Here is a 25674-nt window from a genome sequence, read left to right as displayed (position 1 = left end):
CGGCCTGGCGGTGCCTGGCTGGGCCGCGGTGCCTGCCGGCCTGGCGGTGCCTGGCTGGGCCGCGGTGCCTGCCGGCCTGGCGGTGCCTGGCTGGGCCGCGGTGCCTGCCGGCCCCACGGTGCCTGGCTGGGCCGCGGTGCCTGCCGGCCCCACGGTGCCTGGCTGGCCCGCGGTGCCTGCCGGCCCCACGGTGCCCGCCGGCCCCACGGTGCCCGCCGGCCCCGCGGCCACCGCCGCCGCCGTCGCGAACGCCGCCCGGAACCGTAGCGGCTCCGGCGGGGCCGGTACGGGAGCGCGCCTTAGCTGGTCCAGCCGTGTCCGGGCCGCTCTGACCTGGCCGGACAGTTTGTTCTCGGACGAGCGGCGGTGTTTGCCGAAGCCCTGTCGGGGGTCCTTGGCGGAGCCCGCGAGCCGCTGCCCGGCCGAGGCCACCAGTTCCTCCGTACGGGCCAGCTCCGCCCGCCACTCCTCGTGCTCCTGCGCCCACCGGCGCCGGGCCGCCGCCTTCGCCGCGCGATAGCCCGACCAGCCGTCCCCGTACCGGGTCACCGCGCGGGTGTCCCGGTCGACCTCCAGGACCGCCGTCGCCATGCCCTTCAGGAACGCCCGGTCGTGGGTGACCGCCACCACCGTGCCCCGGTGGGAGCGCAGCCGCTCCTCCAGCCAGCCGGCGGCGGCCCGGTCGAGGTGGTTCGTCGGCTCGTCGAGCAGCAGCAGCTCGGCGCCCGAGGCGAGGACACAGGCGAGCGCGAGCCGGGACTGCTCGCCGCCGGACAGCGTGCCCACGGGGCGCTCGTACGGGACGTGGCCGAGGCCGAGGCCGTGCAGCGCGGCGGCGACCCGCGCGTCGGCCTCGTAACCGCCCCGCTCCTCGTACCGGGCGGCAAGCTCGCCGTACGCCGCGAGTTCCCCGGCGGTCGCCGAGCCGAGCGTCTCCTCGGCCGTCCGCATCTCCCGCTCCATCGCGCGGAGTTCGGCGAGCGCCGCGTCGACGGTGTCGCGCACGGTGTGTTCCGGGCCGACGCCGAAGGACTCGGCGAGCGTCTGGGCGAGCCGGGCGACCCCGCCGGGGGAGCGGACGGTCACCTCCCCGCTGTCGGGCGCTTCCGCCCCGGCGAGCAGGCGGAGCAGCGTGGACTTGCCGGAGCCGTTCTCGCCGATGACGGCGGCCTTCTCGCCGGGGCGCACGGTGAAGGTGATCTGTTCGAGGACGGAACGGGTCCCGTAGGACTTGGAGACGTCTTTGACGGTCAACTGGGCGCGGTCGCGCATGGGTTCTTTCCCTGGGTGAGGGGTTCGTTCGGGCCGGGTGAGGGGACACCGGGACCACCGCCGCCGCGCCCGAGGGGCGCCGGATCAGCGGGCGGTCGGACCGCGTCCGCGGCCGGAATCAGAGAAAGAAGTAGTACGAACCCATGCGACCGAGTGTAACCAGGGCGTCCCGTCGCAGGCGCGCCCTTTTCCCCGGCCCCTTTCCCCGCCCCGTGATCAGCGCCGCCTCCCGTACTTCAGCGTCCGGTCGCCGTTGAGCCGCTCGACCAGTTCGTAGACGGCGACGGCCAGCGGCTTCAGCTGGGCGGCCGGCAGACCGTCCTGCATGCGCCGCAGCTCGGCGACGACCGCCTCCTGGTCGCCCTGCGGGCCGACGAGGTTCTGCTGCTCGCCGAGAGCGCCGAGGGACTTGTGGACGGCCTCCGCGCTGCCCTGGTCGACCATCTCCCGCTCGTCCCCGGCCAGGTGTTCCCAGTTCTTCAGCAGGTCGCGGCCGGCCGGCAGCGCGCCCAGCCATTGCGCGCGGGTCAGCGTGACGGTGGTCTGGGTGCGGTCGTTGGCGAGCCCCCGTTCGACCTTGTTGCCGAAGACCCGCTCGCCGCCGGTGCCGGGCATGCCCGCGGCCTCCAGGACGAGCGCGGTGAACGCGGCCGGATCCGCCTGGAAGTGGTCCGCCAGGTTCTGCGGCAGGCGTTTGAAGGCGTGGGCGAAGTCCGTACGGGCCATCAGGGCACCGGCGATCGACTTGGCGTTGGCCCCCGGGATATTCCGCCCCTGCATCAGGTACGCGGCGAGGTGCGTGACGAGGCCGGTGAGTGCCTTCGTGCCGGTCCGCGGCACCTCGAAACCGAGCCGGGGCAGCAGCGCGGAGACCGCGGCGCCCGCGCCGGCCCGTGCGCCGGGCAGGTCGCCGAGGCCGCTCGCCGCCAGGTCGAGCGACGCCTGCCGGCGGCCGGCGGCCCGGCCCGCCCCCAGCACGGGGACGCGCTCCAGCATGCTCATGGGCTTCTGGTTCGCGAGGTAGTCGATCAGCTTGGGCAGCCGCTCCAGGCGCAGCCCGAGCGTCGCCTGCGGAGCGAAGGCGAGCCGGTTCCCGTCCGGGTAGATCCGCAGCAGGGACTCGGGGACCCCACCGCCCGCCCGGACGTCCTCGGAGGGGATGAACGTCTCGCCCCTGCGGCCGTCGAGGTACTGGGCCATCGCGGTCACGTCGTCCATGACCCGCCCGACCTGCCCGACCGAGGTGAGCGGGTCGGTGATCCACTCCAGGTTGGAACCGCCGGTCGGGCTGGCGTCCGCCGTCAGGTCGAAGTCGGTGCCGCGCACGACGAGCCCGTCGACCCGCCCCTTGCCGAGGTTCTCACCCGCGAGCGGTTCCTCGGCCACCTCGCCCCTGTCCAGGAGGGACTTGAGCAGGGCCGCGCGCTCGTTGTAGGTCACTTCGAGAGCGGCGAATCGGGCCTCCCCCTCCTCGGTCAGCAGGCCGTCCGCACCCAGCCACCGCTGCCGTAGCCCGTCGGCGCGCCCCTCGGCCACCTCCCTCCGCTCGCCCTCGTCCAGACGCGGGTGGTACGGCGAGGACGGGCGGAGGAAGGCGTTCAGGATCCTCGCGTCGATCAATCGCAGTCGTTCCGCCGACCGCCGCTCGCGGACCGCCTCGGAGTCGTCCTCCATCCGCCGGACGTTCCACTGGGCCTCGAACTCGAAGCCGACGGCACGCTGCACGGCGGGTGCCTCGGCGTGGGCGTGGGCACCCGCTTCCTGGTGCTCGTGCTGGTGCTCTTCCGTCGACGGAAGGGGCGGCGCGGCCATCACCCGCGCCGCGTTCGCCTCGGCGGCCCGCTCGAACCGGTCCGACGGGTCGCTCACCCGCAGCCCGTCGCCGCTGTCGGTGCCGGAGACGGGGCCCTTCCGTTGCTGGATGACGTGCGTCAACTCGTGGGCGAGGGTGTGCTTGTCGGTGCCCCCGGAATCCATGACGACGTGCTCGCCCGAGGTGTACGCCCGGGCGCCCAGCTCCGCCGCCGAGCGCTGGGCGGCGGCGCCGGTGTGCAGCCGTACGCCGGAGAAGTCCGCGCCGAGCCGGGCCTCCATCTCGCTGCGCAGCGGGCCCTCCAGGGCCCGGCCCGGGGAACGGAGCACCTGATGCGCGGCGGCCCGCTGCACGGGCGCCTCGTGCGCGTGGCGGCCGGCGTGCTCCTCCCGCGCGGCGAGCATCGCGGTCACGGCCCGGTTGCCCACGGTGCGCTGGAGCGCGAGCAGGTGCTGCGGTGAGAGCGCCGCCGGGACAGCGAGCCCGGACCCGGCAGGACCGGCCGCCGGGCGCGCCTCCCGCCCGTCCCTACGCCGAACGGGCCCGCCCGGATCCTGCACGCGCATAGGGCCCCCGGTGGCTCAGATGGCGAAGCTCCGTCCGCCAAGGATGAGCCCCCGTAGGGGATCCCGAAAGCCCCCTACGGGCAACACCCGGGCACACGTCATGCCCTCGTCCACGGAGCCGTGTCAGCCGTCGGCCTTCGCGACGCCGATCGGGCAGGAGACACCCGTACCGCCGATGCCGCAGTAGCCGGCCGGATTCTTGTCCAAGTACTGCTGGTGATAGCCCTCCGCCGGGTAGAAGGTGCGGCCCTCGACCGGTAGGACCTCCGTGCTGATCGTGCCGTAGCCGGAGCCCGTCAGGACCTTCTGGTACGCGGCGCGGGAGGCCTCGGCGGTCTCGGCCTGGGCGGGGGAGTGGGTGTAGACGGCCGAGCGGTACTGGGTGCCGACGTCGTTGCCCTGGCGGAAGCCCTGGGTCGGGTCGTGGGACTCCCAGAAGAGCTTGAGCAGCCGCTCGTACGAGACCTTCGCGGGGTCGAAGACGACCCGGACGACCTCGGTGTGGCCGGTGAGGCCCGAGCAGACCTCCTCGTACGCGGGGTTCTCGGTGAGGCCGCCCTGGTAGCCGACGAGGGTCGTCCAGACGCCCTCGGTCTGCCAGAACTTGCGCTCGGCGCCCCAGAAACAGCCGAGACCGAAGTCGGCGACCTCAAGGCCCTCGGGGTAGGGGCCGAGCAGCGGGTTGCCCAGGACCGTGTGGCGCTCGGGGACCTGGAACTCGGGCTCCGGGCGGCCCTTCAGCGCCTGCTCGGGCGTGGGGAGGACAGGGGTGCGTGACAGGAACATGCGGCATCTCCTCGACGGTGGGCAGTACGCACAACGCCCGGGGGCCGGGAGGGATTCCCCCTCCCGGCCCCTGGACGTCGGAAGTCACCTGCCGCGGCCCGTGCTCACCGCTGCAGCGTCGCCGGGCTGCCGCCGTTCGCCTCGTACCCCGCCACCGCCAGGTTCCGGTACACCGTGTACTCCGCCGCCGGGTCGTCGTCCTTCGTCCACGGCAGCGCGCCCACGTGACCGTCCACGTGCACCAGCTCGTGCATCGCCTCCGACCAGCGCTCCGCGCGGACCAGGAAGAGGATCAGCATGTGCCGGACGTGCGCGAGCATCGGGTCGTCGGCGCGCGCCGAGTGGACCGCGTACAGCGCGCCCTCCATCGCCTTGCGCACCACCGCGGTACGGAAGAAGTCCTGCACGAGCACGATCTCCGGCACGTGCTCGTAGACCGCGAACAGCGGCAGCGCGGCGAGCAGCGAGCCCTGCGGGGCGCGCGCCGCCGAGGCCGTCGCGAAGCGGTCGGCGTCCTCGCGGGAGCCGTGCCACTTCTCGCACCAGTAGTGCAGCGCCGCCAGATGCGCGCCCATGTGCTGCGGCGCCCGGTCGATGATCTTCGCCCAGACCTGGTCGAACTCCTCGTGGCTGTAGCCGAGTCCACGCGCGATCGCGAGCTGCGTGATGTACGGGACGGGGTCGCCGGGGGCGAGCAGCGCCGCCTCCTCGGTGACCTTCTTCGCCTCTTCGAGGATGATCCGGAACTCGTCCGTGCCGGTCGCGGACGACCGCCACGCCTGCTGCACCAGGAACTCCGCGTGCACGGCCGCCCCGCCCGCGTCCTTGGGGTTGTCCGCCCGCCAGGCCCGCAGCCACGCCCCGCCGACGCCGGGCTTCTGCTGGAGCTCCAGGGAGGCCGCGCCCGCGAACGCCTGCACGCGCTGCCAGCGGACCTCGCCCTCCTTCTCCGTACCGGCGAGCAGCTGCGAGGCCGCGCGCCACTCCTGGGTCGCCTGGACCACGTCGAGCACGTCGAGCAGGTCCCCGTCCGGCCCCGGCATCCGTACGTCCTGCTCCTCCTGGCGCAGGAAGCCGTACGCCTCGGGGTCGGCGGCGTCCGGCGAGCCGGGCGCGGCCAGCCGGATGCCGACACCGCCGGACCGGCGGCGCCTCACGTACGGGGTCACGACCGCGACCAGCAGCGCGACCGCCATCAGGAACCAGAGAATCTCCATGTGTCCATTGTCCAGGACACTCCCCGAGACGATGGGCGGCGGTCCCCGGCCCTCAGGACTACGCTCCTGACCCATGAGCGACGAGCACACCCACCAGAGCTTCGAGACCCGCGCGATCCACGCGGGCAACACCGCCGACCCGCTGACCGGCGCGGTCGTCCCGCCGATCTACCAGGTGTCCACGTACAAGCAGGACGGCGTGGGCGGGCTGCGCGGCGGTTACGAGTACAGCCGGAGCGCCAACCCCACGCGCACCGCCCTGGAAGAGAACCTCGCGGCCCTCGAAGGCGGCCGGCGCGGGCTCGCCTTCGCCTCGGGTCTGGCCGCCGAGGACTGCCTGCTGCGCACGCTGCTGGCCCCCGGCGACCACGTGGTGATCCCCAACGACGCCTACGGCGGCACCTTCCGGCTCTTCGCCAAGGTGGTCCAGCGCTGGGGCGTGGACTTCTCCGTCGCGGACACCTCGGACGTCGACGCGGTGCGCGGCGCGGTCAACGACCGTACGAAGGTGATCTGGGTCGAGACCCCGTCGAACCCGCTGCTCGGCATCACCGACATCGCGGCGGTCGCGGGCGTGGCCCGGTCGGCCGGCGCGAAGCTGGTCGTCGACAACACCTTCGCCTCGCCCTATCTCCAGCAGCCGCTGTCCCTCGGCGCGGACGTCGTCGTGCACTCGCTGACCAAGTACATGGGCGGCCACTCGGACGTCGTGGGCGGCGCGCTCGTGACGGCCGACGAGGCGCTCGGCGAGGAACTGGCGTACCACCAGAACGCGATGGGCGCGGTGGCCGGTCCGTTCGACTCGTGGATCGTGCTGCGCGGCATCAAGACGCTCGCCGTCCGGATGGACCGGCACAGCGAGAACGCGGGCAAGATCGTGGAGATGCTGACCCAGCACCCGAAGGTCACCCAGGTCCTGTACCCGGGTCTGCCGGAGCACCCGGGCCACGAGATCGCCGCGAAGCAGATGAAGGCGTTCGGCGGCATGATCTCGTTCCGCGTCGAGGGCGGCGAGGAGGCGGCGGTCGGGGTCTGCGACCGGGCGAAGCTGTTCACCCTGGGCGAGTCCCTGGGCGGCGTCGAGTCGCTGATCGAGCACCCGGGCCGGATGACGCACGCGAGCGTGGCGGGCTCGGCCCTGGAGGTCCCGGCGGACCTGGTCCGGCTCTCGGTGGGCATCGAGAACGTGGACGACCTGCTGGCGGACCTGCGCCAGGCACTGGGCTAGCCGGTACGCGTCCCACCGGGCGCCCCCACCCGCTGGTGGGCGCCCGGTCGGGCCTTCTGCGTCAGGGCTCGACCTTCTGCGTCAGGCCGCGACCTTCTCGTCCTCCAGCGATTCGCGGATCATCTTGCGCAGCTCGGGGCTGTCCTCGTGCTGGTGCACGGAGACCGAGTGCTCCGCGGCGGCCCGGACGACTTCCTCTTCCTCACCGATGATGGTGAGGGAGCAGTTCATGATGCTGGGCGTCTTGCGGCAGTCGGCGACTTTCCTGGTCATGACGGCCTCCTCGATTCGCCTGCTCCCTCCAGGCTAGGGCCGATCTCACCAGCCTTCGAACGGTGGCGTCGTCTCCGCCGGCGGTACGTGCCAGGGCTCGGCCACCGACACCCAGACCACGAGGACGAGCACGGCCGCCCACAGCAGCGCCCACAGGGCCCGGCGGACCGCCTTGTCGCGGTGGAGCAGCCGGTTCCCGCGCGCCGCCGCCCGGGCCGCCAGATCGGCGGGGACCTGCGGGTGCGGGGACTCCAGCATCCGCCGGACCTCGTCCTCCTTGTCGTCGTACCGGCTCACGGCGCTGTCCCCCTCACGACGCGAGCCTCCCGGGTCCCCCGCGCCGCCGCTCCCGCAGGGCGTACACGGAGCGGGCGCAGACGGCCCGTACCCGCTCCTCGGGCAGTCCGAGCAGCGCCGCGGTCTGTTCCTCCGCCACGCCCTCGTACAGCCGCAGCACCACCACGAGGCGTTCCTGCGGGGTGAGCGCGGAGAGGACGCCGCCGCGGCCCCGGTGGTGCCGCCAGGCGGTGCGCGCGAAGCGGGCGGCGAGGTCGGCGCGGGTGCGGTCGTACGGGTCCTCGCCGCGCAGCCGGCCCCAGTGGGCGTAGGTGTGGGCGAGGGAGGCGGTCAACAGCGCCTGGGCGTGCGGGTTGCGGGCCCGGGTCTCGGCCGTGAGCAGCGTCGCGGCATGCAGCAGCCGCCCCGCCGCTCCCGCCACGAACGCCTCGAACTGTCGGGTGCGGAAGCGGGGTTCGCCCGCGCTCGCGTCCTGCCGGTCTCGCACGTCCTCATATGAGGACAGCGCGCGGCCGTGGTCAAGAGGTGGGGACGGACTCCGTGTCGGTGGCGGGCGGGAGGCCCGACTGGCGGGCGGAGAGCGCCGAGTTGAAGCGGGTGAGCAGGGTGCAGAACGACTCGCGCTCGGCAGCGGTCCAGCCCTCCGTCACCTGCGCCATCAGCTCGCGGCGGGAGGCGCGGACCTCCTCCAGGCGGGCCAGGCCGCGCGGGGAGAGCTGGAGCACCACCGCGCGCCCGTCCTCCGGGTGCGAGGTGCGCTTGACCAGGCCGGTGTCGACGAGCGGGGCGACCTGGCGGGTGACGGTGGAGGAGTCGATACCCATGCCCGCCGCGAGCGCCTTGACGCCCATCGGCCCTTCCTGGTCGAGCCGGTTCAGAAGCAGATAAGCCGCTCGGTCCATCGAGTTGCGGAGCTGTCCCGTCCCGCCGAGACGGGTCTGTTCGGCCCGGCGGGCGAAGACGGCCACCTGGTGCTGGAGGGCATCGAGGAGACCGGGGTCAAGCTCAGTCGTCATGTCCTGAGATGTGGGCATGGCTGTGGGGGCTCTCTCGTGCGGTGGTCGGTTGGTGGGGGACAGAGTACGCGGACCCGCCGGGGTGCGTACCTACGCTGCGGAAACCGGTCGGGACGGCCCTTTCCCGGGCGGCCACGAGGCCCGTGAGCTGCGAGACTTGCTGTCATGAGCTTCCGTAGGCCAGACCCCTTGCACCCGCTGATCCTCGACGATGTGCGCGGTGCCCAGAAGATGCTGTCCGGGGTGGCCAGGGTGACCGCGATGGAGGGCAGCCGGTATCTGTCCTCGCTGGTGGGAGCGCCGGTCCACCTCAAGTGCGAGAACCTTCAACGAACCGGTTCGTTCAAGCTGCGCGGCGCGTACGTACGGATCGCGGGGCTGCGGCCGGAGCAGCGGGCGGCCGGGGTGGTCGCCGCGTCGGCCGGCAACCACGCGCAGGGCGTCGCGCTGGCCTCCGCGCTCCTCGGGGTGCACTCGACGGTCTTCATGCCGGTCGGCGCCCCGCTGCCGAAGGTGGCGGCGACCCGGGAGTACGGCGCCGAGGTGCGGCTGCACGGTCATGTCGTGGACGAGACGCTGGCGGCGGCCGAGGAGTACGCGGCGGAGACCGGCGCGGTCTTCATCCACCCCTTCGACCACCCGGACATCATCGCGGGGCAGGGCACGGTGGGCCTGGAGATCCTCGAACAGTGCCCTGAGGTACGCACCATTCTGGTCGGGGTGGGCGGGGGCGGGCTCGTCGCCGGGATCGGGCTCGCGGTGAAGTCCGTACGCCCCGACGTGAAGGTGATCGGCGTGCAGGCGGAGGGCGCGGCCGCGTACCCGCCCTCGCTCGCGGCGGGGCATCCGGTGGTGGTCGAGTCGCCGGTGACGATGGCGGACGGGATCAAGGTGGGGCGCCCGGGCGACGTGCCGTTCGCGATCGTGCGGGAGTTCGTGGACGAGGTCGTCACGGTCTCCGAGGACGCGCTCTCCTCGGCGCTGCTGCTCTGCCTGGAGCGGGCGAAGCTGGTGGTCGAGCCGGCCGGGGCGAGCCCGGTGGCCGCCCTGCTGAGCGACCCGAAGGCGTTCCAGGGCCCGGTCGTCGCGGTCCTGTCCGGCGGGAACGTGGATCCCCTCCTGATGCAGCGGATCCTGCGGCACGGCATGGCGGCCGGTGGCCGGTACCTGAGCCTGCGGCTGCGGGTGACGGACCGGCCGGGGGCGCTGGCGACGCTGCTCGCGGTGCTGACGGTGGTGGACGCGAACGTCCTCGACGTGAGCCATGTACGGACGGATCCCCGGCTCGGTCTGACGGAGGCGGAGGTCGAGCTGCACCTGGAGACGAAGGGCCCGGAGCACTGCCGCGAGGTGGAGGCGGCGCTGCGGGACGCGGGGTACGTGGTGCTGGCCTAGGTCGTGTCCGGAAAGTCTGGCCTGGCTCGCGACGCCCGGCACGCACTCCCCCGTAGCCCTTCGGGCACGGGAGGTGCCCCCACGCCGCGTTGCCGAAATGCCCAAGTAGCTCCGCTACGAGGGCATCCCGGCGCCTTGCGATCGCACGCACCGGACGCCGCGAGCCCCGCGCTTCGGGCGGACGGCCATACTTTCCGGACACTCCCAGGCATTGCCGGTTCGCGATGTATCGCGTTAGCGTGTGGGCTCGGTCACAAACTCACTGGGCGACTCCGGCCCTTCAAACCTAAACTTGGGTGGAAAACGCCCAAATTCCCTGGGAGAACCCACATGCCAGGCGCGATCTACGCCGAAGGTCTGGTGAAGACCTTCGGCGACGTACGAGCTCTGGACGGCGTGGACCTCGATGTACCCGAGGGCACGGTCCTGGGCCTGCTCGGCCCGAACGGCGCGGGGAAGACGACCGCGGTGCGCGTGCTGACGACACTGCTCCAGCCCGACAGCGGACGGGCGGTGGTCGCCGGGATCGACGTGCTCAAGCACCCCGACCAGGTCCGGCGCTCGATCGGTCTGTCCGGCCAGTTCGCGGCCGTCGACGAGTATCTGACCGGCCGTGAGAACCTCCAGATGGTCGGCCGGCTCTACCAGCTCAACGCGAAGCAGGCGAAGGCCAGGGCGGGTGAGCTGCTGGACCGGTTCAACCTCGCGGACGCGGCCGACCGCACCGCCAAGACGTACTCCGGCGGTATGCGCCGCCGCCTCGACCTCGCCGCCGCGCTCGTCGTCTCGCCGCCCGTGATGTTCATGGACGAGCCGACGACCGGCCTCGACCCCCGCAACCGGCAGCAGCTCTGGGAGGTCATCCAGGAACTCGTCGCGGGCGGTACGACCCTCCTCCTCACCACCCAGTACCTGGAGGAGGCCGACCACCTGGCCCACGACATCTGCGTCATCGACCACGGCAAGGTCATCGCCCGCGGCACCTCGGACCAGCTCAAGGCCCAGACGGGCGGCGAGCGCGTCGAGGTCGTCGTCCACGAGCCGGAGATGATCGCCCCGGCCCGGGACGTCCTCGCGCGCTACGGCCTGGCGGGCATCGGCCACGGCGAGGTCTCCGTCGAGAACCACACCCGCAAGCTCACCGTCCCCGTCACCGGCGGCGCCAAGCTGCTCGCCGAGGTCATCCGGGACCTGGACACCGTCGGTGTCGAGATCGACGACATCGGTCTGCGGCGGCCCACCCTGGACGACGTCTTCATCTCGCTGACCGGCCACGCGGCCGAGCGGGAGGAAGAGGAGAACGGCGGAGCGGCCGAGGACGCCAAGGGCCGCGACCGGAAGGAGGCGGCGAAGTGACCGCAGCGAACGAGGCCCTCGCGCCCCCGAGGCCGCGCGGCGCGGTGGCCCAGTCCATCGGCGACTCGCTCGTCGTCGCCAAGCGCAATCTGATCCGGATGTCCCGCATCCCCGAGATGATCATCTTCGGGCTCATCCAGCCGATCATGTTCGTCGTGCTGTTCAGCTTCGTCTTCGGCGGCTCGATGACCATCGGGGGCACGACGGACCCGGTGGTCTACCGCGAGTTCCTGATGGCCGGCATCTTCGCCCAGACCGTCACCTTCGCCACCGCCGGCGCGGGCGCCGGCATCGCCGACGACATGCACAAGGGCCTGATCGACCGCTTCCGCTCCCTGCCGATGGCCCGCGGCGCGGTCCTCACCGGCCGCACCCTGGCCGACCTGGTGCAGACCGCCCTCACGGTGGTCGTCCTCGCGATCGTCGCCCTCCTGGTCGGCTGGCGCATCCACGAGGGCGTGCCGAAGGCCCTGGGCGCCTTCGCCCTGCTGCTCCTCCTCGGCTACGCCTTCTCCTGGATCGGCGCCCTGATCGGCCTGTCGGTCCGTACGCCGGAGGCGGCGACCTCGGGCGGTCTGATCTGGCTCTTCCCGGTCACGTTCATCTCGATCGCGTTCGTGGACTCCAGTCAGATGGCGTCCTGGCTCCAGCCGATCGCCGAGTGGAACCCCTTCAGCGCGACCGTCCAGGCGTGCCGCGTCCTGTTCGGCAACCCGGGCGTCTCGACCTCGGACGCCTGGCCGATGGTGCACCCGGTGTGGGCATCGATCCTCTGGTCGGTGCTGATCATCGTGGTCTTCCGGACCCTGGCGGTCCGTAAGTACCGCTCGGCGACGGCCTGATGGCCGCCTGATCCAAGGACGGCAGAACAGAGGGCCGGACCCCGGCAGGGGTCCGGCCCTTCGTCCGGAAGCGGGGCTCAGCCGGTGTACGGCTTGGCGCTGAGGACCTTCACCGCGGCCTTCCGGCCGTTCGGCAGTTCGTACTCGGCGTCCTCGCCGACCTTCTTGCCGTTCACGCCCACACCGAGCGGGGACTGCGGCGAGTACGTCTCGATGTCGCTGCTCGCGTACTCGCGCGAGGCGAGCAGGAAGGTCACCGTGTCGTTCTCGTCGCCGTCGAAGGCGATCGTGACGACCATGCCGGGCGCGACGACACCGTCGTCCGCGGGGGCCTCGCCGACCTTGGCGTTCTCGAGGAGCTGGGTCAGCTGGCGGACCCGGAGCTCCTGCTTGCCCTGCTCCTCCTTGGCCGCGTGGTACCCGCCGTTCTCGCGCAGGTCGCCCTCCTCGCGCGCCGCCGCGATCTTGATGGCGATCTCGGTTCGCGCGGGACCAGACAGGTAGTCCAGCTCGGCCTTGAGCTGGTCGTACGCCTCCTGGGTGAGCCAGGTGACGTTGTCGCTGGTCTGGGTCACAGGGTGCTCCTCGTAGGTACTGGGGGAATACAAAGCATCGCCCTACCCAGAAGGATTGTCCGTCCTGGGTGGGCGAAACCACGAGCCTAACAATTAGTGGCGAAAAGGGGGAGGACATAAACCATCAAGATGGCGTCACCCCTGGTCAGCGCGGCAACCGTGGCTTGGCGCGCCACCCGGTCCCTACCCACCGCTACGACCCGGTACACCCGACGAGCTCGGCGCTGGTCGCCCGCGCGGTCGTCCGGATGGACACGATGGTGTCGATCCGGCTCTTCGCCTCGTCGAAGCGGGCGTCCTTCCGGCCGACCTCGGCCCCGTCCTCGGAGCGCGAGCGCAGCGTACAGACGCCCTGGGCGTCGACGTCCTTGCGCACCTCCAGGTGTACCTGCACCTCGGTGTCGCTCACCACGTCGAACTTGATCGTCTCCGCGCTGATCTTGTTCTCGACGACGTAATGCCAGCCGAACCAGCCCATCATCCCGAGGAACAGCACGCCGAGCACGGCGCCGGCGATCTTGAGCTTGCGGTCGGCGCGCTCGTCCGCGGAGCGCCCGTAGCGCCCCTCGGGCAGCTGCTCTCGTACCGCGCTCATGATCGTTCCTCTCGCCGCGGGGGTGGGAATTTTCCGCCCCCCGGTTCCGTCACTATAGAGACCTGCCTCCACGCCGCATCACAGAGGATCGAGTCTTGACTGAGCAGCTGCGACTGATGGCCGTTCACGCCCACCCCGACGACGAGTCGAGCAAGGGCGCGGCCACGATGGCCAAGTACGTGTCCGAGGGGGTGGACGTGCTCGTGGTCACGTGCACGGGCGGCGAGCGCGGCTCCATCCTCAACCCCAAGCTCCAGGGTGACGCCTACATCGAGGCGAACATCCACGAGGTCCGCCGCAAGGAGATGGACGAGGCCCGGGAGATCCTGGGCGTCAAGCAGGAGTGGCTCGGCTTCGTCGACTCCGGCCTGCCGGAGGGCGACCCGCTGCCGCCGCTGCCCGAGGGCTGCTTCGCCCTGGAGGACGTCGACACCGCGGCCGGCACCCTCGTCCGCAAGATCCGCGCCTTCCGCCCGCAGGTCATCACGACCTACGACGAGAACGGCGGGTACCCGCACCCCGACCACATCATGACCCACAAGATCACGATGGTGGCCTTCGACGGCGCGGCCGACACCGAGAAGTACCCGGAGGCCGAGTTCGGCCCGGCGTACCAGCCGCAGAAGGTCTACTACAACCAGGGCTTCAACAAGCCGCGCACCCTGGCCCTGCACCACGCGCTGCTCGACCGCGGCCTGGAGTCCCCGTACGGCGACTGGCTGAAGCGCTGGGACGAGTTCGAGCGCACGGAGCGGATCCTGACCACGCACGTCCCGTGCGCGGAGTTCTACGAGATCCGCGACAAGGCGCTGATCGCGCACCGTACGCAGATCGACCCGGACGGTGGCTGGTTCCGGGTGCCGATGGACATCCAGAAGGAGGTCTGGCCGACGGAGGAGTACGAGCTCAGCAAGTCGCTGGTGCCCACCTCCCTCCCCGAGGACGACCTCTTCGCGGGCATCCGCGACAATGCCTGACATGAGCGCACACCTGGCACTGACCCAGCTTGTCCCCTTCGCCGCCCAGGAGCTGGACAAGAACAAGGTGACCCCCGGCGTCCTCGGCTTCATCGTCTTCGCCGTGATGGGCGTGGCCGTCTGGATGCTGATGAAGTCGATGAACCGCCACATGGGCAAGGTCTCCTTCGAGGAGACCCCGGACCCGAAGGCGGCGCCTGCCGCCTCCAAGGCTGCCGCGCAGGAATAGGCCACGGCCTCCCGGTGCGGGCTCCCCCCATGGGGGAGCCCGCACCCAGGCGATCTCACGCCACCTCCACCGGCACCCCCATCACCTCGCGCGCGTGCCGGTTCGGGACCATGCCCAGCTGCCAGGCCTGCCAGCCCGCCTCCAGCTGCACGCCCCGCTCCAGGACCAGCGCGTACGCCTCCGCGCAGTCCTCGACCTTCCCGTCCCGCGTCGCGTGCCGGTCCTGGACCAGCACGGCCAGCTCCTCCTGGGCCACCGCCGTGCCGACCTCCACCCCGCCCGGCGAGGCGTACGGGAGCAGCGTGCAGCGCAGGAAGCGGGCCCAGTCCGCGCCCCGCCGGTCGTCGTACGACAGGAACAGCCGCTCCGACTCCCCGCACAGCTCCAGAGCCTGCGCGGTCTTCCCGTTCCCGGCGTCCACGATCGCCAGCTCCAGGCACGTCCAGGCCTCACCGTGGGCCACCCCGATGCGATGGAAGTCCGCCCGGGCGTCCACCAGGAGCTGCCGGGCGAAGCCGGAGTTGCGCAGGTTGCCGGTCTGCGCCGCCCGCTGGTCGCGGGTGACGCGCCCCGAGTGGTGCCGGGCGCAGGCGAGCCCGTACACGTCCCGCATCCGGGAGAACATCGTGCGCGCCCGCTCCAGCTCCCGTACCGCCTGGTCCAGGTCCCCGCGCTCCTCCAGGGCGTGCCCCAGGTAGTACAGCGTCCAGGCCTCGCCGCGCGCGTCCTCCTGCTCGCGGTGCCGGGCGAGGGCCTGCCGCAGGCCGTCCACCGCCGGGGCGATCTCGCCCTCGACGAGCCGGGCCCGGGCCAGCTGGGTCAGCGCCCACGCCTCGCCGCGCCCGTCCCGGGTCCGGCCGTACTGGTCGAGGGCCGCGCGCAGCTCGGCGTCGGCCCGCTCCACGTCGCCCATGCGCAGACACACCTGGCCCAGCTGGAAGTGCGCCCAGGCCTCGCCGTGCAGGGACTCGTTCTCCCGGTGCAGTTCCAGGGCCGCGTGCAGCAGCGCCAGCGCCTCGACCAGGTTCGCCCGGTCCCGCTCGACCGCCGCGAGGGCGTGCATCGTCCAGCCCCGGTCGGCGGCGAGCGAGGCGGGCTCCTGGAGCACCAGCGCCTCCCGCAGCTTCGCCGACGCCTCCGCCAGATTGCCCTGGTGGTGCAGGGTGATCCCGAGCGAGCAGAGCGCGAGCGCCGCCCCCGCGTCCTGGTGCGCCTCCTGGTAGAGCGAGACCACCGAGGTCAGCGTGGTGCGCGCCTTGTCGAGCTCGCCGAGCTGCCGGGCGGCGATACCGGTCCGCCACTGCACCGACCGCGACAGCAGCCCCTGCCCGACCGCGTCCGTCAGCTCGTTGATCTCGCCGAGCCGGTAGAGGTCGCCGCGGAGCAGGCAGTAGTCGCAGAGCGCGCCGAGCAGGTTCAGTACGGCCTGCTGGTCGACGCCCTCGGCGTGCCGCAGCGCCGACGTGATGAAGCTCGACTCGTCGTCCAGCCAGCGCAGCGCCGCCTCCAGCGAGCCGAAGCCGTGCCCGTCGAACCGGTCCGCGCGCGTCGACATCTTGCCGTCGACCATCCGGATCACCGCGTCCGCGAGCTCCGCGTAGCTCTGGATCAGCCGCTCCTGCGCCGCCGCGACGGCCGCCGCGTCCTCCTCGTCCGTCAGCCGGGCCGCCGCGAACCCGCGCACCGCGTCGTGCAGCCGGTACCGCTCTCCCCGCACATGGTCGAGCAGCCCGGCCCGGGCCAGCTCCGCGAGCAGCCGCGCCGCCTCCTGCCCGCTCGCCCCGAGCAGCGCCCCGGCCGCCGCCGCGCCCAGCGAGGCCCGCCCGGCGAGCGCGAGCCGCCGAAGCAGCCGCCTGCCGTCCTCGTCGAGATCGATGAAGTACCGTACGGATAAGGCCCGTTCGAGCGGACCTCCGCCCCAGTCGGGCCGGCCGAGCAGCCCCGCCAGCTCGCTCATCGAGCGCCCGCCGAGCGAGGACCCCGCGACCCGCAGCGCCAGCGGCAGCCCGCCGCACAGGGACCTGATCTCCGCGCACGCCTCGGAGTCGTACGGCCCCGGATCCGGCGCCTGGGCCGCCTCCCGCAGCAGCTCCTCCGTGCCCGCCGAGTCCAGCGCCGCCACCGGCAGCGCGTGCACCGACGCCGGCACGTCCGCGCCAAGCTCCAGCGGCTCCCGGCAGGTGACCAGGACCAGACTGTCCGAGCGCTCGGGCAGCAGCGTCCGCACCTGCTCGGCCGCCACGGCGTCGTCCAGGATCACCGTCACCGGCAGCCCGGTCAGATGCTGGTGATACAACTCGGCCAGCCTGCGCACCTGTTGCTCCGCCGACGACCGCTCACGGAAGAGCAGCTGCTCGCGCGGCGCGCCCAGCCGGTTCAGCAGATGCAGCAGCGCCTCCCGGGTCGACAGCGGCTTCTCGCCGCGCGTCCCGCCCCGCAGGTCCACCACGCACGCCCCGCGGAACTGGTCCCGCAGCGCGTGGGCCGCCCGCACCGCCAGCGTCGTACGGCCCGCGCCCTGGTCCCCGTACAGCATCACCACCGTCGGCCGCGTCAGCGTCGCCGCCCGTCCGGCCTGCACCCACTGGGTGATCTGCGCCAGCTCGGCCCGCCGCCCCGTGAACGGCCCGCCCGGGTCCGGCAGATGGCCGAAGGACTGCTCCAGGACGGTCCGCCGCCGGGCCGCCGCACTCCGGTCGGAGCCCCGCAGCTGCGACACGACCTTCTGGGCCGGCTGCTGGGCCGACGCGATCAGCACCCGCTGCTGGTCGAGGAACGGCCGTACGCCCCGTACCTCCAACGCCGTCAGCCACTGCAGCCGCAGCTGCTCGGGGCCGCCCGGCTGCCCGAGCGCGCCCGCCCTGCGGTGCGCCGCGGGCCAGTGCCCGGCGGTCACCTTCAGGACGGTCGCCGCCGCACCCGCCACCGCGACCACGGCCCCGGCGCCGAGCGCCGTGCCGGCCGCCGTGCCGAGCGCCAGGTCCGCCCCGAAGGCCGCGGCCGCCGCGACGGCCGTGACCAGCGCGGGCGTTCCCACCGCCGCTCTGCTGAATCGATCCCCCAGGGACCGCTGTCCGGCCTCCGCCTCCTCCAGGGCCCGTAGATAGGCCGCGTACTCCTCACCCGCACCCGCCGCCATGGTGTCCAGCGCGGCCCGGCCGCGTGCCAGCAGGGCCGTGGCGTCGCTACGGCCTCCGGAGCGCCGCACCTCCTCCTCCACGGCGCGTGCCAACAGCCGTTCGGCTTCGGCCCGGTGGCTGTCCCGCATGTGCGTCCCCCTCCGAGAGCTTCCGCTTCCGGCCCCAAGTGTCCTGCGGGACGCGCGTCGGCGCGAGGGAGCGGGGCGTCCGACCTACCGAACGCCTGCCCCTCGACACGGCGTCCGATGGCGTTCATCTGCCGAATAGCGCGTCCGAGTGACCCCCCGGAACCAATCCCTTTTCGGGCAGTTGATCAGCGTGCTTCGGCTAACGGAGCATTCCAGGGCCCTCCAGCTCAAGAAGGAAAACTCGTGATCAAGAAGGTTCTTGCCACTGCGGCGGTTGCGGCCTCCGTCGTCGGTATGTCGGCTGCCACGGCGTCTGCGCAGAGCGATGACGGCAACAGCTCCAACGTCATCGGCAACCAGTCGAAGCAGTCCATCGGCAGCAACTCCACCGGTGGCTACATGAGCCCGAACTTCGGCCTCGTCAACGGTGGCGTCCTGCACTGCTTCGACATCCAGAAGCTCCAGGCGCAGGTCCCGGTCGGCGTCATCGCCGTCCCGGTCGCGGTCCAGGACGTCCTGGGCAACGACATGTCGAACCAGACCTGCACCCAGAACTCCACGCAGCAGACCGGCGACGACCCGCTGTCGAACATCCTGCGCGAGGTTCTGTCCGGCAACGGGAACGTCCAGGGCTGACGCCACCAGTTCCTCCGGAGTGGCCTCGTTCCTCGCAGAGCCAGTGCGAGGAACGGGGCCGCTTCGCGTTCCCCCTGTCACTGCCCCGTTCGCGCGCCGCCACCCGTGGCGTACGACCGGGGCCTCGTCACGTGCGCGAGGATGGAGGCATGCCGAACAGACTGGCCCATGAGACGTCCCCCTATCTCCTCCAGCACGCCGACAACCCGGTCGACTGGTGGCCGTGGTCGGCCGAGGCCTTCGAGGAGGCGCGCCGCCGCGACGTCCCCGTCCTGCTCAGCGTCGGCTACAGCAGCTGTCACTGGTGTCATGTGATGGCCCACGAGTCCTTCGAGGACGAGACGACCGCCGCCCACGTCAACGAGCACTTCGTCGCCGTCAAGGTCGACCGCGAGGAGCGCCCCGACGTCGACGCCGTGTACATGGAGGCCGTGCAGGCGGCGACCGGGCAGGGCGGCTGGCCGATGACCGTCTTCCTCACCCCGGACGCGGAGCCCTTCTACTTCGGTACGTACTTCCCGCCCGAGTCCCGGCACGGCATGCCCTCCTTCGGTGACGTCCTCGACGGGGTGGCCCGCGCCTGGACCGACCGGCGCGACGAGGTCGGCGAGGTCGCCGGGAAGATCGTCAAGGACCTCTCCGCCCGCTCCCTCGCCTTCGGCGGCGAGGGTGTGCCCGGCGAGGAGGAGCTCGCCCAGGCGCTGCTCGGACTGGTCCGCGAGTACGACAGCCGCAGCGGCGGCTTCGGCGGGGCGCCCAAGTTCCCGCCGTCGATGGCGCTGGAGTTCCTGCTCCGCCACCACGCCCGTACGGGAGCCGAGGGCGCGCTCCAGATGGCCGCCGACACCTGCGAGGCGATGGCCAGGGGCGGCATCTTCGACCAGCTCGGCGGCGGTTTCGCGCGCTACGCGGTGGACCGCGACTGGGTCGTCCCGCACTTCGAGAAGATGCTCTACGACAACGCCCTGCTGTGCCGTCTCTACGCCCATCTGTGGCGGGCCACCGGCAGCGATCTGGCCCGCCGGGTCGCCCTGGAGACGGCCGACTTCATGGTCCGCGAACTGCGCACCCCCGAGGGCGGTTTCGCCTCCGCGCTCGACGCGGACAGTGACGACGGCACGGGCAGGCATGTCGAAGGCGCGTACTACGTCTGGACGCCGGAGCAGCTGACCGAGGTGCTCGGCGAGGAGGACGGGGAGTACGCGGCGCGGTACTTCGGGGTGACGATCGAGGGCACCTTCGAGGAGGGCGCCTCCGTCCTCCAGCTCCCGCAGGACGCGGGCGTCGCCGACGCCGACCGGATCGCCTCGATCAAGGAGCGGCTGCTCGCCGCCCGCGATCGGCGCGAGCGGCCCGGGCGCGACGACAAGATCGTCGCCGCCTGGAACGGCCTCGCGATCGCCGCCCTCGCCGAGACCGGCGCCTTCTTCGACCGGCCCGACCTGGTCGAGCGCGCCACGGAGGCCGCCGACCTGCTCGTACGGCTGCACCTGGGCGAGGGCGCGCGGCTCTTCCGTACCTCCAAGGGCGGCAAGGCCGGCGCCAACGCCGGTGTCCTGGAGGACTACGCCGATGTCGCCGAGGGCTTCCTCGCGCTTGCCGGGGTGACCGGCGAGGGCGTCTGGCTGGAGTTCGCGGGCTTCCTCCTCGACATCGTCCTCGACCAGTTCGTCGCCGAGGGCGGCGCGCTGTACGACACGGCCCACGACGCCGAGACGCTGATCCGCCGCCCCCAGGACCCGACCGACAACGCGACCCCGTCCGGCTGGACGGCCGCCGCCGGCGCCCTCCTCTCGTACGCCGCCCACACCGGCTCCGAGGCGCACCGCACCGCCGCCGAGGGCGCGCTCGGCGTGGTCAAGGCGCTCGGCCCGCGCGCACCCCGGTTCATCGGCTGGGGGCTCGCCACGGCGGAGGCCCTGCTCGACGGGCCGCGCGAGATCGCGGTGGTCGGCCCCGGCGGTGACGACGGCCTGGCCCGGGCGTTGCACCGCACGGCGCTGCTCGGCCCGGCGCCCGGAGCCGTCGTCGCCTTCGGCGCCCCGGACAGCGAGGAGTTCCCGCTGCTCAAGGACCGCCCGCTGGTGGGCGGGGGAGCGGCGGCGTACGTCTGCCGCCACTTCACCTGCGACGCGCCGACGACGGACCCCGCCGACCTGGCCCGCTCGCTCTCCCGCTGAGCCGTCGGGCCGTCACGGACAGACGAGGGACGCGCCTCCGGCCGGCCGGTAGTCGCCCAGACCCCGCGGGATCTCGCTCGTGGGTTCGGGGCGGGCCGCCGGCAGCGGCCGGTCGGAGCGCAGCGCCTCGAACACCTCGGCCGCGTGCCCCTCGTCCCAGCCGACGGTGGACCCCACGCCGCTGATGACCGGGTTGAAGCGGTGGACCGGTACGGTCGCGAACTCGGTGTCGGCCGGGTTGAGGTGCCGCAGCCGTGCGGCGAGCATCAGCATCTCCGTGACGGAGAGGGAGCGCTCGACCGGCTCCGTACCGCGCAGCGTGGACGCGAGCCGCCACAGCCTGATCGGGTCGTCGAACAGGCCCTTCCGGATCGTGTTCCACGTGTTGACGACGAACCTCTGCTGCTTCCGCATCCGCCCGAAGTCCATGTTCCCGTCGCGCCGCGACCGTACGTACTGCAGCGCCTCGCCGCCCTCGACCCTCCTGGTGCCCGGGGCCAGCTCGATCCCCGTGACCAGGTCCTTGAGCGGTTCCGTCGTACAGATCGGCACCCCGCCCTCGACGCGGTCCACGCCGTCGATGAAGCGCCGGAAGTCGAGCTCAAGATAGCGGTGGACAGGGGTGCCCGTCATCCGTTCGACGGCCTCGACCGTGAACGCGGGTCCGCCTTCCGAGTGAGCCGCGTTGACCTTCGCCGCGTGCGGTGCGTGCACGGCACCCGTCCGCTGGTCGACATGTTCGCCGGGGAGCCCGGTGAGCGAGTCGCGGGGCAGACTGACCACGCTGACCCGGTCGTTCGCGGCGGAGACATGGACCAGCATCATCACGTCGGTGCAGTCGCAGCCCTTGCCGCCGGCCTTGTACCGCTCCAACTCGTCCTTCGTGAGCCCGGCACGGCTGTCCACCCCCACGACCAGGATGTTGAGCCCGTCCCGAGGGGACGGCAGGGCCGGGGCCGCTCCGACCAGCGCCCCGGACCCGAGCGCGACGAGTACCACCGAGACGAGAAACGTTTTCCTTACGGGCACGTGCACACCACCACCCAACTTCGAAACAGGTAGACGGCACCGTAAGTCGTGGTCCGTCGCACACAGGTTCGCGACGCGCGACATGGTCCGGACGAATCACTCTCCTGCGGGGGTCTGTGGAATGATGCGGGAACAGCCGTGGATGGGAGGGAAGATGGCAGCCGATCCCGGGAAATGGGAGCGGATGGCCTTCATTCCGAAGAGCCGTTATGTGGCGGACCCGCCACCTGTCGACAGGGGACCCTTCCCCGTCTATTCCTCGCTGGTACAGCAGTGGGCGCTGGCCGGACGCACCGTACCCGGCATGCCGGACCGCGAGTGGGAGCGGCTGGTCGCGATGCCGGTCTGGCCGCGCTGACGCTACCGAGGCGGCCGCGCGGTGGGCTCAATGGAGTGAATACCGGCCGGTCGGCGATAGGCCGGTTTCCTTTCCGGGGCATGGTCGTTGTGATGTGTGCGGTGGAGGCCGGGGGCTGCAATGCACCGGCGATTCGCGAAATCCGTGAAATTCCGTCCGCCGCGGAAAGGACCCAAGAAAAATGAAGTGCAAGAAGGCCGCGGTCGTCGTCGCCGGACTGTTCATGGCCCTGGGTGCGGCCGCCCCCGCGATGGCGGACGCCGACGCGCACGGTGCGGCCATCGGTTCGCCGGGCGTCCTCTCGGGCAACGTCGTCCAGGTTCCGATCCACATTCCGATCAATGCCTGCGGCAACTCGATCAACGTGATCGGCCTGATCAACCCGGCGTTCGGCAACACCTGCATCAACGCCTGACGCACATTCAGGGCCGGTCCCGCCGGGCGTCCTTCGACGCAAGGCGGGACCGGCCCTTCGTCATGCCCGCGCGGCCGGCGTCCGCTCCTCGCCCGTACGAGGACGGCCCACCGCGCCCCGCGAGGCCGCCCGCAGCCGCTGCCGCACCCCGCGCACCAGCCGCCCGGCCGTGTAGCCCGCGCCGAACACGAAGCGCATCGAGGGCCCGTACGAAGGAGCCGTCAGCAGCCCTGCGAGGAACAGGCCCGGCCTGGAGGACTCGAAAGCGCGCCCACCTCCGGCGCCCCGCCCGCGCCCACCGTGCGGAGCGACCCCCGGAGCGCGGGGGAGAGCACCCCGGCCCGGTCCAGGCTCGGCGTGAACCCGGTCGCCGCGATGACGTGGTCGGTCCCCAGGACAGGCGTCCCGTCCGCCCCGACGCGTCGAGCCGCAGCCGCTCGTCGGCGGTCGACGCCGCCACGACGGTGTGCGTGCCGAGGCGTACGTCGCCCACGGCCGCGAACCGTTCGCGCAGCCACCACGCGCCCGCCGGGCCGAGCGCCGAGTCGAAGATCCGCTCACGGGTGGGTGCGGGCAGCTGCCGGAAGAGCCCGGGGGTGTCCGCGTACAGCCGGTTGTGCCAGCCGCAGCCGAGGCCCGTGTGCGGGGCGCGGACCGACTGCCACAGGCCCCGGTCGAGGGCGGGCGGGAGGGTGTTCCAGTTCAGCCGGCCGGAGCGGGCCAGGATCCGGGCGCGGGTGCCCCGCTCGGTGAGGATCGCCGCCGTCTCAAGGGCCGCCTGCCCGGTGCCGACGACGGTGACGTCGTCCCGCCCGGCGAAGCCGTCCAGTTCGCCGTAGTCGGCGAAGAAGCCGACCGGGAGCGGGACGCCGTGCTCGGCGCGGACGCCGCGGGTCGCCGCGTGGGCGGTCACCGAGAGCCCGTAGGGTCCGGCTCCCACAATCACCAGGTCGTACATCGTGCCTTCCGTCTGGTCATCCGGTCGGAGGCGGTACGGGCCGTCGGCGGCGGCGCCACCGGCGTCGCCCCGCATGGGCGGCCCGGCGTGGGCAGCCGACGGAGCGTCACCATCCCCTTGCACAGCACGTGGAGGAGCCAGGCGCCGGCCATGGCGCTCGCGGGCGCGGGATCGTCGGCGGGGAACCAGGCCGTCTCCGTCTCCGTCCGCCCGCGCGGGCCGTCCGTGGGCCCCCGGCGCGGTGACGTCAGGTCTCGGCCACGAACCGGCGGCCGTACGAAGGGGAGTGCGCCGGGACCGGGCGGGCCGGGCCTCAGGTTGAAGTCGAGCAGGTGGTACGCGCCGGTGGCCCGGTCGAGCCGGAAGTCCAGGTCGAACACGCCCCGGTAGCCGAGCGCGGCCAGCAGCTCACCGGCCATCCGCTCCACCGCCGGGTTCGCCGTCCAGGGCCGACGGCCGTGAGCCCCGCGCCGTCCGGCCACGACCGCTCCTCGCGGCCGGCGGCCCCGGCGGCACAGCGCCCGGCGGAGTCGGCGTACCCGTGGAAGAACCAGTCCAGGTCGCGGCCCGGCCGCAGCAGCCACGGGCGGCTCCACGTGGAACGAGCAGCGCGGGGGTCGCCAGGCCGGCCGAGAGCCGGAGCAGCAGGTCGGCCAGGGCGGCGGGGAGGGCGGAGGGGGAGAGGGGTGCGGGGCGGACGTGGACGATCCGGAGGTACCTGGATCGGGCGGCGGGGCCGGTGAGCGATTCCAGGACCGCGTGGACCGGGACACCGGCTCTGCCCAGGGAGCGCGCGGCGCCCAGCGTGCCGTGATGAAAGGGGTTCCGGTCGAGCCGCACGAGGACGGCGGGGACGCGAGTGTCAAAGCTCGGCACGGCATTCCTTCATCTCGGGTGCCCCAACTGGGCGATGAAATACACCAATGGACTACTGATCAGATCGACGCGGCGTTCACGGTCGGCTCATTAGGAATACTTTCTGAGTATCTGACTGACTGGCCATCAAGCGGCTTTACCCGGCAAGATCGTGAAGGAGTGGTCATGGCGAACAGGAAGCGGAAAACATCGAGTGTGTGGCTGGGGGTGTTCACCGCAGGACTCCTCGCCTCAGGTTCAGTCCTGCTGTCCTCCCCCGCCCATGCCGCCGAATCCTCGACGACACGGGCCCCCGAACCGACTCTCTCCACCGCGATGGGCGCGTTCCTCGAATCGGGACCGCCCGGCGTCAGCCGGATCGGCCAGCTCCAGCGCTGGCTCGGCGGACCGGAGCTCCGCGTCGGACACACCTACCTCCCCGGCGACCTGTGGTCGAACATCGAGAGCCCCCCGGGCTTCCTGGACGCCTGGGCGAAGTGGCGCAACGAGCGCGCCGACCGGCTGTTCGTGCTGAACGTACCGATGCTGGAGCGGAACGAGGCCGGGGTCTCGGACTACGAGGTCCGCCGCCAGCTTCAGCTCGGCGCGGCGGGGAACTACGACCACCACTTCAAGACGCTCGCCGAGCGGCTCGTCCGCATGAAGGCCACCGACACCGTCATCGTCCTCGGCTGGGAGATGAACGGGACGACGTACACCCACCGGTGCGCGCCGGATCCCACGGCGTGGAAGAAGTACTGGACGCGGATCGTCACCGCGATGCGGTCCGTTCCGGGGCAGAAGTTCCGCTTCGACTTCAATCCGAGCCGGGGCACGGACGCCATTCCGTGGACGCAGTGCTATCCGGGTGACGACGTGGTCGACATCATCGGAATGGACTCGTACGACCAGCCGTCGGGGTCGAGTTTCGACCAGCAGGTGCGCGAGCCTTACGGGCTGCAGAAGCAGGTGGATTTCGCGGCCGAGCACGGCAAGGAAATCTCGTATCCGGAATGGGGGCTCTTCCGGAACGGGGACAACCCCGAGTACATGCGGCGCATGCTCGAATGGATGGGCGAGCACAAGCCGCTGTACCACACGATCACGGACTACTGCCCGCACGGAGTCTGGCAGTGCGACGACAACCCGCGCTCCTCCCAGGTCTTCCGCCAGATGCTCGCGGGCGCGGAACCGGAGGTGCCGGAGGTACCCGAGGTACCGGAGCAGCCCGAGGTACCGGAGGTGCCTGAGGTGCCGGAGGTGCCTGAGGTGCCGGAGGTGCCTGAGGTACCGGAAGTGCCTGAGGTCCCGGACGTACCCGAGGTCCCGGAGGTTCCTGAAGTACCCGAGGTGCCGGCGGAGCCCGAGATCCCGACGATCCCCGCACCGAAGCCGGAAACGAAGCCTGAGCCCAAGCCGGAGACAAAGCCCGAGCCGAAGCCTGAGCCCAAGCCGGAAACGAAGCCTGAGCCGAAGCCCGAGCCCAAGCCTGAGCCGAAGCCCGAGCCCAAGCCTGAGCCGAAGCCCGAGCCCAAGCC

Annotated in this window: 25 protein-coding genes and 1 pseudogene; 11 read left to right on the top strand and 15 right to left on the bottom strand. The window is 72.1% G+C overall.

Annotated features, from left to right (window positions below; all coding sequences use genetic code 11):
• From Q5762_RS35430 to Q5762_RS35415, 4 genes are all read right to left on the bottom strand, one after another.
• Positions 1–1272, bottom strand: a 1272-nt coding sequence (locus Q5762_RS35430; RefSeq protein ID WP_315896432.1) for an ATP-binding cassette domain-containing protein, incomplete at its 3' end; no start/stop codon positions are given.
• Positions 1273–1488: 216 nt separating this feature from the next.
• Positions 1489–3651: a DUF4157 domain-containing protein gene (locus Q5762_RS40105; protein ID WP_399495440.1), complete on the bottom strand. Its 2163-nt coding sequence runs from the start codon at positions 3649–3651 to the stop codon at positions 1489–1491.
• Between the two features lie 123 nt (positions 3652–3774).
• On the bottom strand, positions 3775–4437 hold the full coding sequence (gene msrA / locus Q5762_RS35420) for a peptide-methionine (S)-S-oxide reductase MsrA (RefSeq protein ID WP_315896431.1): 663 nt from the start codon (positions 4435–4437) through the stop codon (positions 3775–3777).
• 104 nt (positions 4438–4541) lie between these two features.
• Entirely contained in the window at positions 4542–5654 is a 1113-nt protein-coding gene (locus Q5762_RS35415) for a hypothetical protein (RefSeq protein WP_315896430.1), read from the bottom strand.
• A gap of 73 nt (positions 5655–5727) precedes the next feature.
• Between Q5762_RS35415 and Q5762_RS35410 the strand changes: the two genes are divergently transcribed.
• Positions 5728–6882, top strand: coding sequence for a cystathionine gamma-synthase (locus tag Q5762_RS35410; RefSeq protein ID WP_315896429.1), 1155 nt, complete (start codon positions 5728–5730; stop codon positions 6880–6882).
• 81 nt (positions 6883–6963) lie between these two features.
• Here Q5762_RS35410 and Q5762_RS35405 read toward each other — a convergent pair whose 3' ends face one another.
• Genes Q5762_RS35405 through Q5762_RS35390 form a run of 4 tightly spaced genes read right to left on the bottom strand, consistent with a single transcriptional unit; the run spans position 6964 to position 8486 of the window.
• Positions 6964–7155, bottom strand: coding sequence for a DUF1059 domain-containing protein (locus Q5762_RS35405; RefSeq protein ID WP_315896428.1), 192 nt, complete (start codon positions 7153–7155; stop codon positions 6964–6966).
• A gap of 45 nt (positions 7156–7200) precedes the next feature.
• The gene (locus Q5762_RS35400; RefSeq protein WP_315896427.1) at positions 7201–7452 is read right to left on the bottom strand and encodes a hypothetical protein; all 252 of its coding nucleotides are present in this window, start codon (positions 7450–7452) and stop codon (positions 7201–7203) included.
• A gap of 13 nt (positions 7453–7465) precedes the next feature.
• Positions 7466–7939, bottom strand: coding sequence for a sigma factor-like helix-turn-helix DNA-binding protein (locus Q5762_RS35395; protein WP_315896426.1), 474 nt, complete (start codon positions 7937–7939; stop codon positions 7466–7468).
• A 31-nt stretch (positions 7940–7970) separates the two neighbouring features.
• Positions 7971–8486: a MarR family transcriptional regulator gene (locus Q5762_RS35390; protein WP_315896425.1), complete on the bottom strand. Its 516-nt coding sequence runs from the start codon at positions 8484–8486 to the stop codon at positions 7971–7973.
• A gap of 147 nt (positions 8487–8633) precedes the next feature.
• Between Q5762_RS35390 and ilvA the strand changes: the two genes are divergently transcribed.
• The 3 genes from ilvA to Q5762_RS35375 all read left to right on the top strand — a co-directional run bounded on the left by ilvA (position 8634) and on the right by Q5762_RS35375 (position 12061).
• Positions 8634–9863, top strand: a complete 1230-nt coding sequence (gene ilvA, locus Q5762_RS35385; protein WP_315896424.1) for a threonine ammonia-lyase — start codon at positions 8634–8636, stop codon at positions 9861–9863.
• A gap of 330 nt (positions 9864–10193) precedes the next feature.
• Complete coding sequence (locus Q5762_RS35380) at positions 10194–11219, top strand: ATP-binding cassette domain-containing protein (RefSeq protein WP_315896423.1); 1026 nt, start codon at positions 10194–10196, stop codon at positions 11217–11219.
• Entirely contained in the window at positions 11216–12061 is an 846-nt protein-coding gene (locus Q5762_RS35375; RefSeq protein ID WP_315896422.1) for an ABC transporter permease, read from the top strand. Before Q5762_RS35380 ends, Q5762_RS35375 begins: the two co-directional genes overlap by 4 nt.
• A 77-nt stretch (positions 12062–12138) precedes the next feature.
• Here Q5762_RS35375 and greA read toward each other — a convergent pair whose 3' ends face one another.
• Complete coding sequence (greA, locus tag Q5762_RS35370; protein ID WP_315896421.1) at positions 12139–12636, bottom strand: transcription elongation factor GreA; 498 nt, start codon at positions 12634–12636, stop codon at positions 12139–12141.
• A 193-nt stretch (positions 12637–12829) separates the two neighbouring features.
• The gene (locus Q5762_RS35365; RefSeq protein ID WP_315896420.1) at positions 12830–13231 is read right to left on the bottom strand and encodes a DUF4307 domain-containing protein; all 402 of its coding nucleotides are present in this window, start codon (positions 13229–13231) and stop codon (positions 12830–12832) included.
• A 95-nt stretch (positions 13232–13326) separates the two neighbouring features.
• Here Q5762_RS35365 and mca point away from each other — a divergent pair, with 95 nt between their 5' ends.
• Positions 13327–14208: a mycothiol conjugate amidase Mca gene (mca, locus tag Q5762_RS35360; RefSeq protein ID WP_315896419.1), complete on the top strand. Its 882-nt coding sequence runs from the start codon at positions 13327–13329 to the stop codon at positions 14206–14208.
• Entirely contained in the window at positions 14201–14437 is a 237-nt protein-coding gene (locus Q5762_RS35355; RefSeq protein WP_315896418.1) for a hypothetical protein, read from the top strand. The genes mca and Q5762_RS35355 overlap by 8 nt, the downstream gene beginning before the upstream one ends.
• A gap of 55 nt (positions 14438–14492) precedes the next feature.
• On the opposite strand, the gene Q5762_RS35350 is transcribed toward Q5762_RS35355, so the two are convergent.
• Positions 14493–17705, bottom strand: a complete 3213-nt coding sequence (locus tag Q5762_RS35350) for a tetratricopeptide repeat protein (protein ID WP_315896417.1) — start codon at positions 17703–17705, stop codon at positions 14493–14495.
• Positions 17706–17948: 243 nt separating this feature from the next.
• Between Q5762_RS35350 and Q5762_RS35345 the strand changes: the two genes are divergently transcribed.
• Both Q5762_RS35345 and Q5762_RS35340 read left to right on the top strand, forming a co-directional pair.
• Positions 17949–18341 (top strand): rodlin, encoded by a 393-nt coding sequence (locus Q5762_RS35345; protein WP_315896416.1) that lies wholly within the window; start codon positions 17949–17951, stop codon positions 18339–18341.
• 149 nt (positions 18342–18490) lie between these two features.
• Positions 18491–20521 (top strand): thioredoxin domain-containing protein, encoded by a 2031-nt coding sequence (locus tag Q5762_RS35340; RefSeq protein ID WP_315896415.1) that lies wholly within the window; start codon positions 18491–18493, stop codon positions 20519–20521.
• Positions 20522–20533: 12 nt separating this feature from the next.
• On the opposite strand, the gene Q5762_RS35335 is transcribed toward Q5762_RS35340, so the two are convergent.
• Positions 20534–21550, bottom strand: coding sequence for an LCP family protein (locus Q5762_RS35335; protein WP_315896414.1), 1017 nt, complete (start codon positions 21548–21550; stop codon positions 20534–20536).
• Positions 21551–21704: 154 nt separating this feature from the next.
• On the opposite strand from Q5762_RS35335, the gene Q5762_RS35330 reads away from it, so the two are divergent.
• Positions 21705–21908: a hypothetical protein gene (locus Q5762_RS35330; RefSeq protein ID WP_315896413.1), complete on the top strand. Its 204-nt coding sequence runs from the start codon at positions 21705–21707 to the stop codon at positions 21906–21908.
• Between the two features lie 181 nt (positions 21909–22089).
• Positions 22090–22323, top strand: a complete 234-nt coding sequence (locus Q5762_RS35325; RefSeq protein WP_315896412.1) for a chaplin — start codon at positions 22090–22092, stop codon at positions 22321–22323.
• A 60-nt stretch (positions 22324–22383) separates the two neighbouring features.
• Here the strand turns inward: Q5762_RS35325 and Q5762_RS35320 are convergent.
• From Q5762_RS35320 to Q5762_RS35310, 3 genes and pseudogenes are all read right to left on the bottom strand, one after another.
• A pseudogene (locus Q5762_RS35320) lies at positions 22384–23281 on the bottom strand (hypothetical protein).
• On the bottom strand, positions 23266–23763 hold the full coding sequence (locus Q5762_RS35315) for a hypothetical protein (protein ID WP_315896410.1): 498 nt from the start codon (positions 23761–23763) through the stop codon (positions 23266–23268). Before Q5762_RS35315 ends, Q5762_RS35320 begins: the two are co-directional and overlap by 16 nt.
• Positions 23690–24157, bottom strand: a complete 468-nt coding sequence (locus Q5762_RS35310) for a hypothetical protein (RefSeq protein WP_315896409.1) — start codon at positions 24155–24157, stop codon at positions 23690–23692. The genes Q5762_RS35315 and Q5762_RS35310 overlap by 74 nt, the downstream gene beginning before the upstream one ends.
• Before the next feature lie 165 nt (positions 24158–24322).
• Between Q5762_RS35310 and Q5762_RS35305 the strand changes: the two genes are divergently transcribed.
• Positions 24323–25674 (top strand): glycoside hydrolase family 26 protein (locus Q5762_RS35305; protein ID WP_399495432.1); only part of this gene is annotated, 1352 nt, incomplete at its 3' end.

Origin of the sequence: Streptomyces sp. P9(2023), from assembly GCF_032436795.1 — a bacterium.
Taxonomy (GTDB): domain Bacteria; phylum Actinomycetota; class Actinomycetes; order Streptomycetales; family Streptomycetaceae; genus Streptomyces.
Note: the sequence above shows the minus strand (reverse complement) of the source record. Positions and strands in the feature narration are given on the sequence as shown.

Bases quoted from the DNA above. Each gene is read 5' to 3' on its own strand.
- Q5762_RS35325 (WP_315896412.1), top strand. From the start codon at position 22,090: ATGAAGTGCAAGAAGGCCGCGGTCGTCGTCGCCGGACTGTTCATGGCC.
- Q5762_RS35340 (WP_315896415.1), top strand. From the start codon at position 18,491: ATGCCGAACAGACTGGCCCATGAGACGTCCCCCTATCTCCTCCAGCAC.
- msrA (WP_315896431.1), bottom strand. From the start codon at position 4,437: ATGTTCCTGTCACGCACCCCTGTCCTCCCCACGCCCGAGCAGGCGCTG.
- ilvA (WP_315896424.1), top strand. From the start codon at position 8,634: ATGAGCTTCCGTAGGCCAGACCCCTTGCACCCGCTGATCCTCGACGAT.
- Q5762_RS35415 (WP_315896430.1), bottom strand. From the start codon at position 5,654: ATGGAGATTCTCTGGTTCCTGATGGCGGTCGCGCTGCTGGTCGCGGTC.
- Q5762_RS35405 (WP_315896428.1), bottom strand. From the start codon at position 7,155: ATGACCAGGAAAGTCGCCGACTGCCGCAAGACGCCCAGCATCATGAAC.
- Q5762_RS35350 (WP_315896417.1), bottom strand. From the start codon at position 17,705: ATGCGGGACAGCCACCGGGCCGAAGCCGAACGGCTGTTGGCACGCGCC.
- Q5762_RS35365 (WP_315896420.1), bottom strand. From the start codon at position 13,231: ATGAGCGCGGTACGAGAGCAGCTGCCCGAGGGGCGCTACGGGCGCTCC.
- Q5762_RS35390 (WP_315896425.1), bottom strand. From the start codon at position 8,486: ATGCCCACATCTCAGGACATGACGACTGAGCTTGACCCCGGTCTCCTC.
- Q5762_RS35410 (WP_315896429.1), top strand. From the start codon at position 5,728: ATGAGCGACGAGCACACCCACCAGAGCTTCGAGACCCGCGCGATCCAC.
- Q5762_RS35355 (WP_315896418.1), top strand. From the start codon at position 14,201: ATGCCTGACATGAGCGCACACCTGGCACTGACCCAGCTTGTCCCCTTC.
- Q5762_RS35330 (WP_315896413.1), top strand. From the start codon at position 21,705: ATGGCAGCCGATCCCGGGAAATGGGAGCGGATGGCCTTCATTCCGAAG.
- Q5762_RS35380 (WP_315896423.1), top strand. From the start codon at position 10,194: ATGCCAGGCGCGATCTACGCCGAAGGTCTGGTGAAGACCTTCGGCGAC.
- Q5762_RS40105 (WP_399495440.1), bottom strand. From the start codon at position 3,651: ATGCGCGTGCAGGATCCGGGCGGGCCCGTTCGGCGTAGGGACGGGCGG.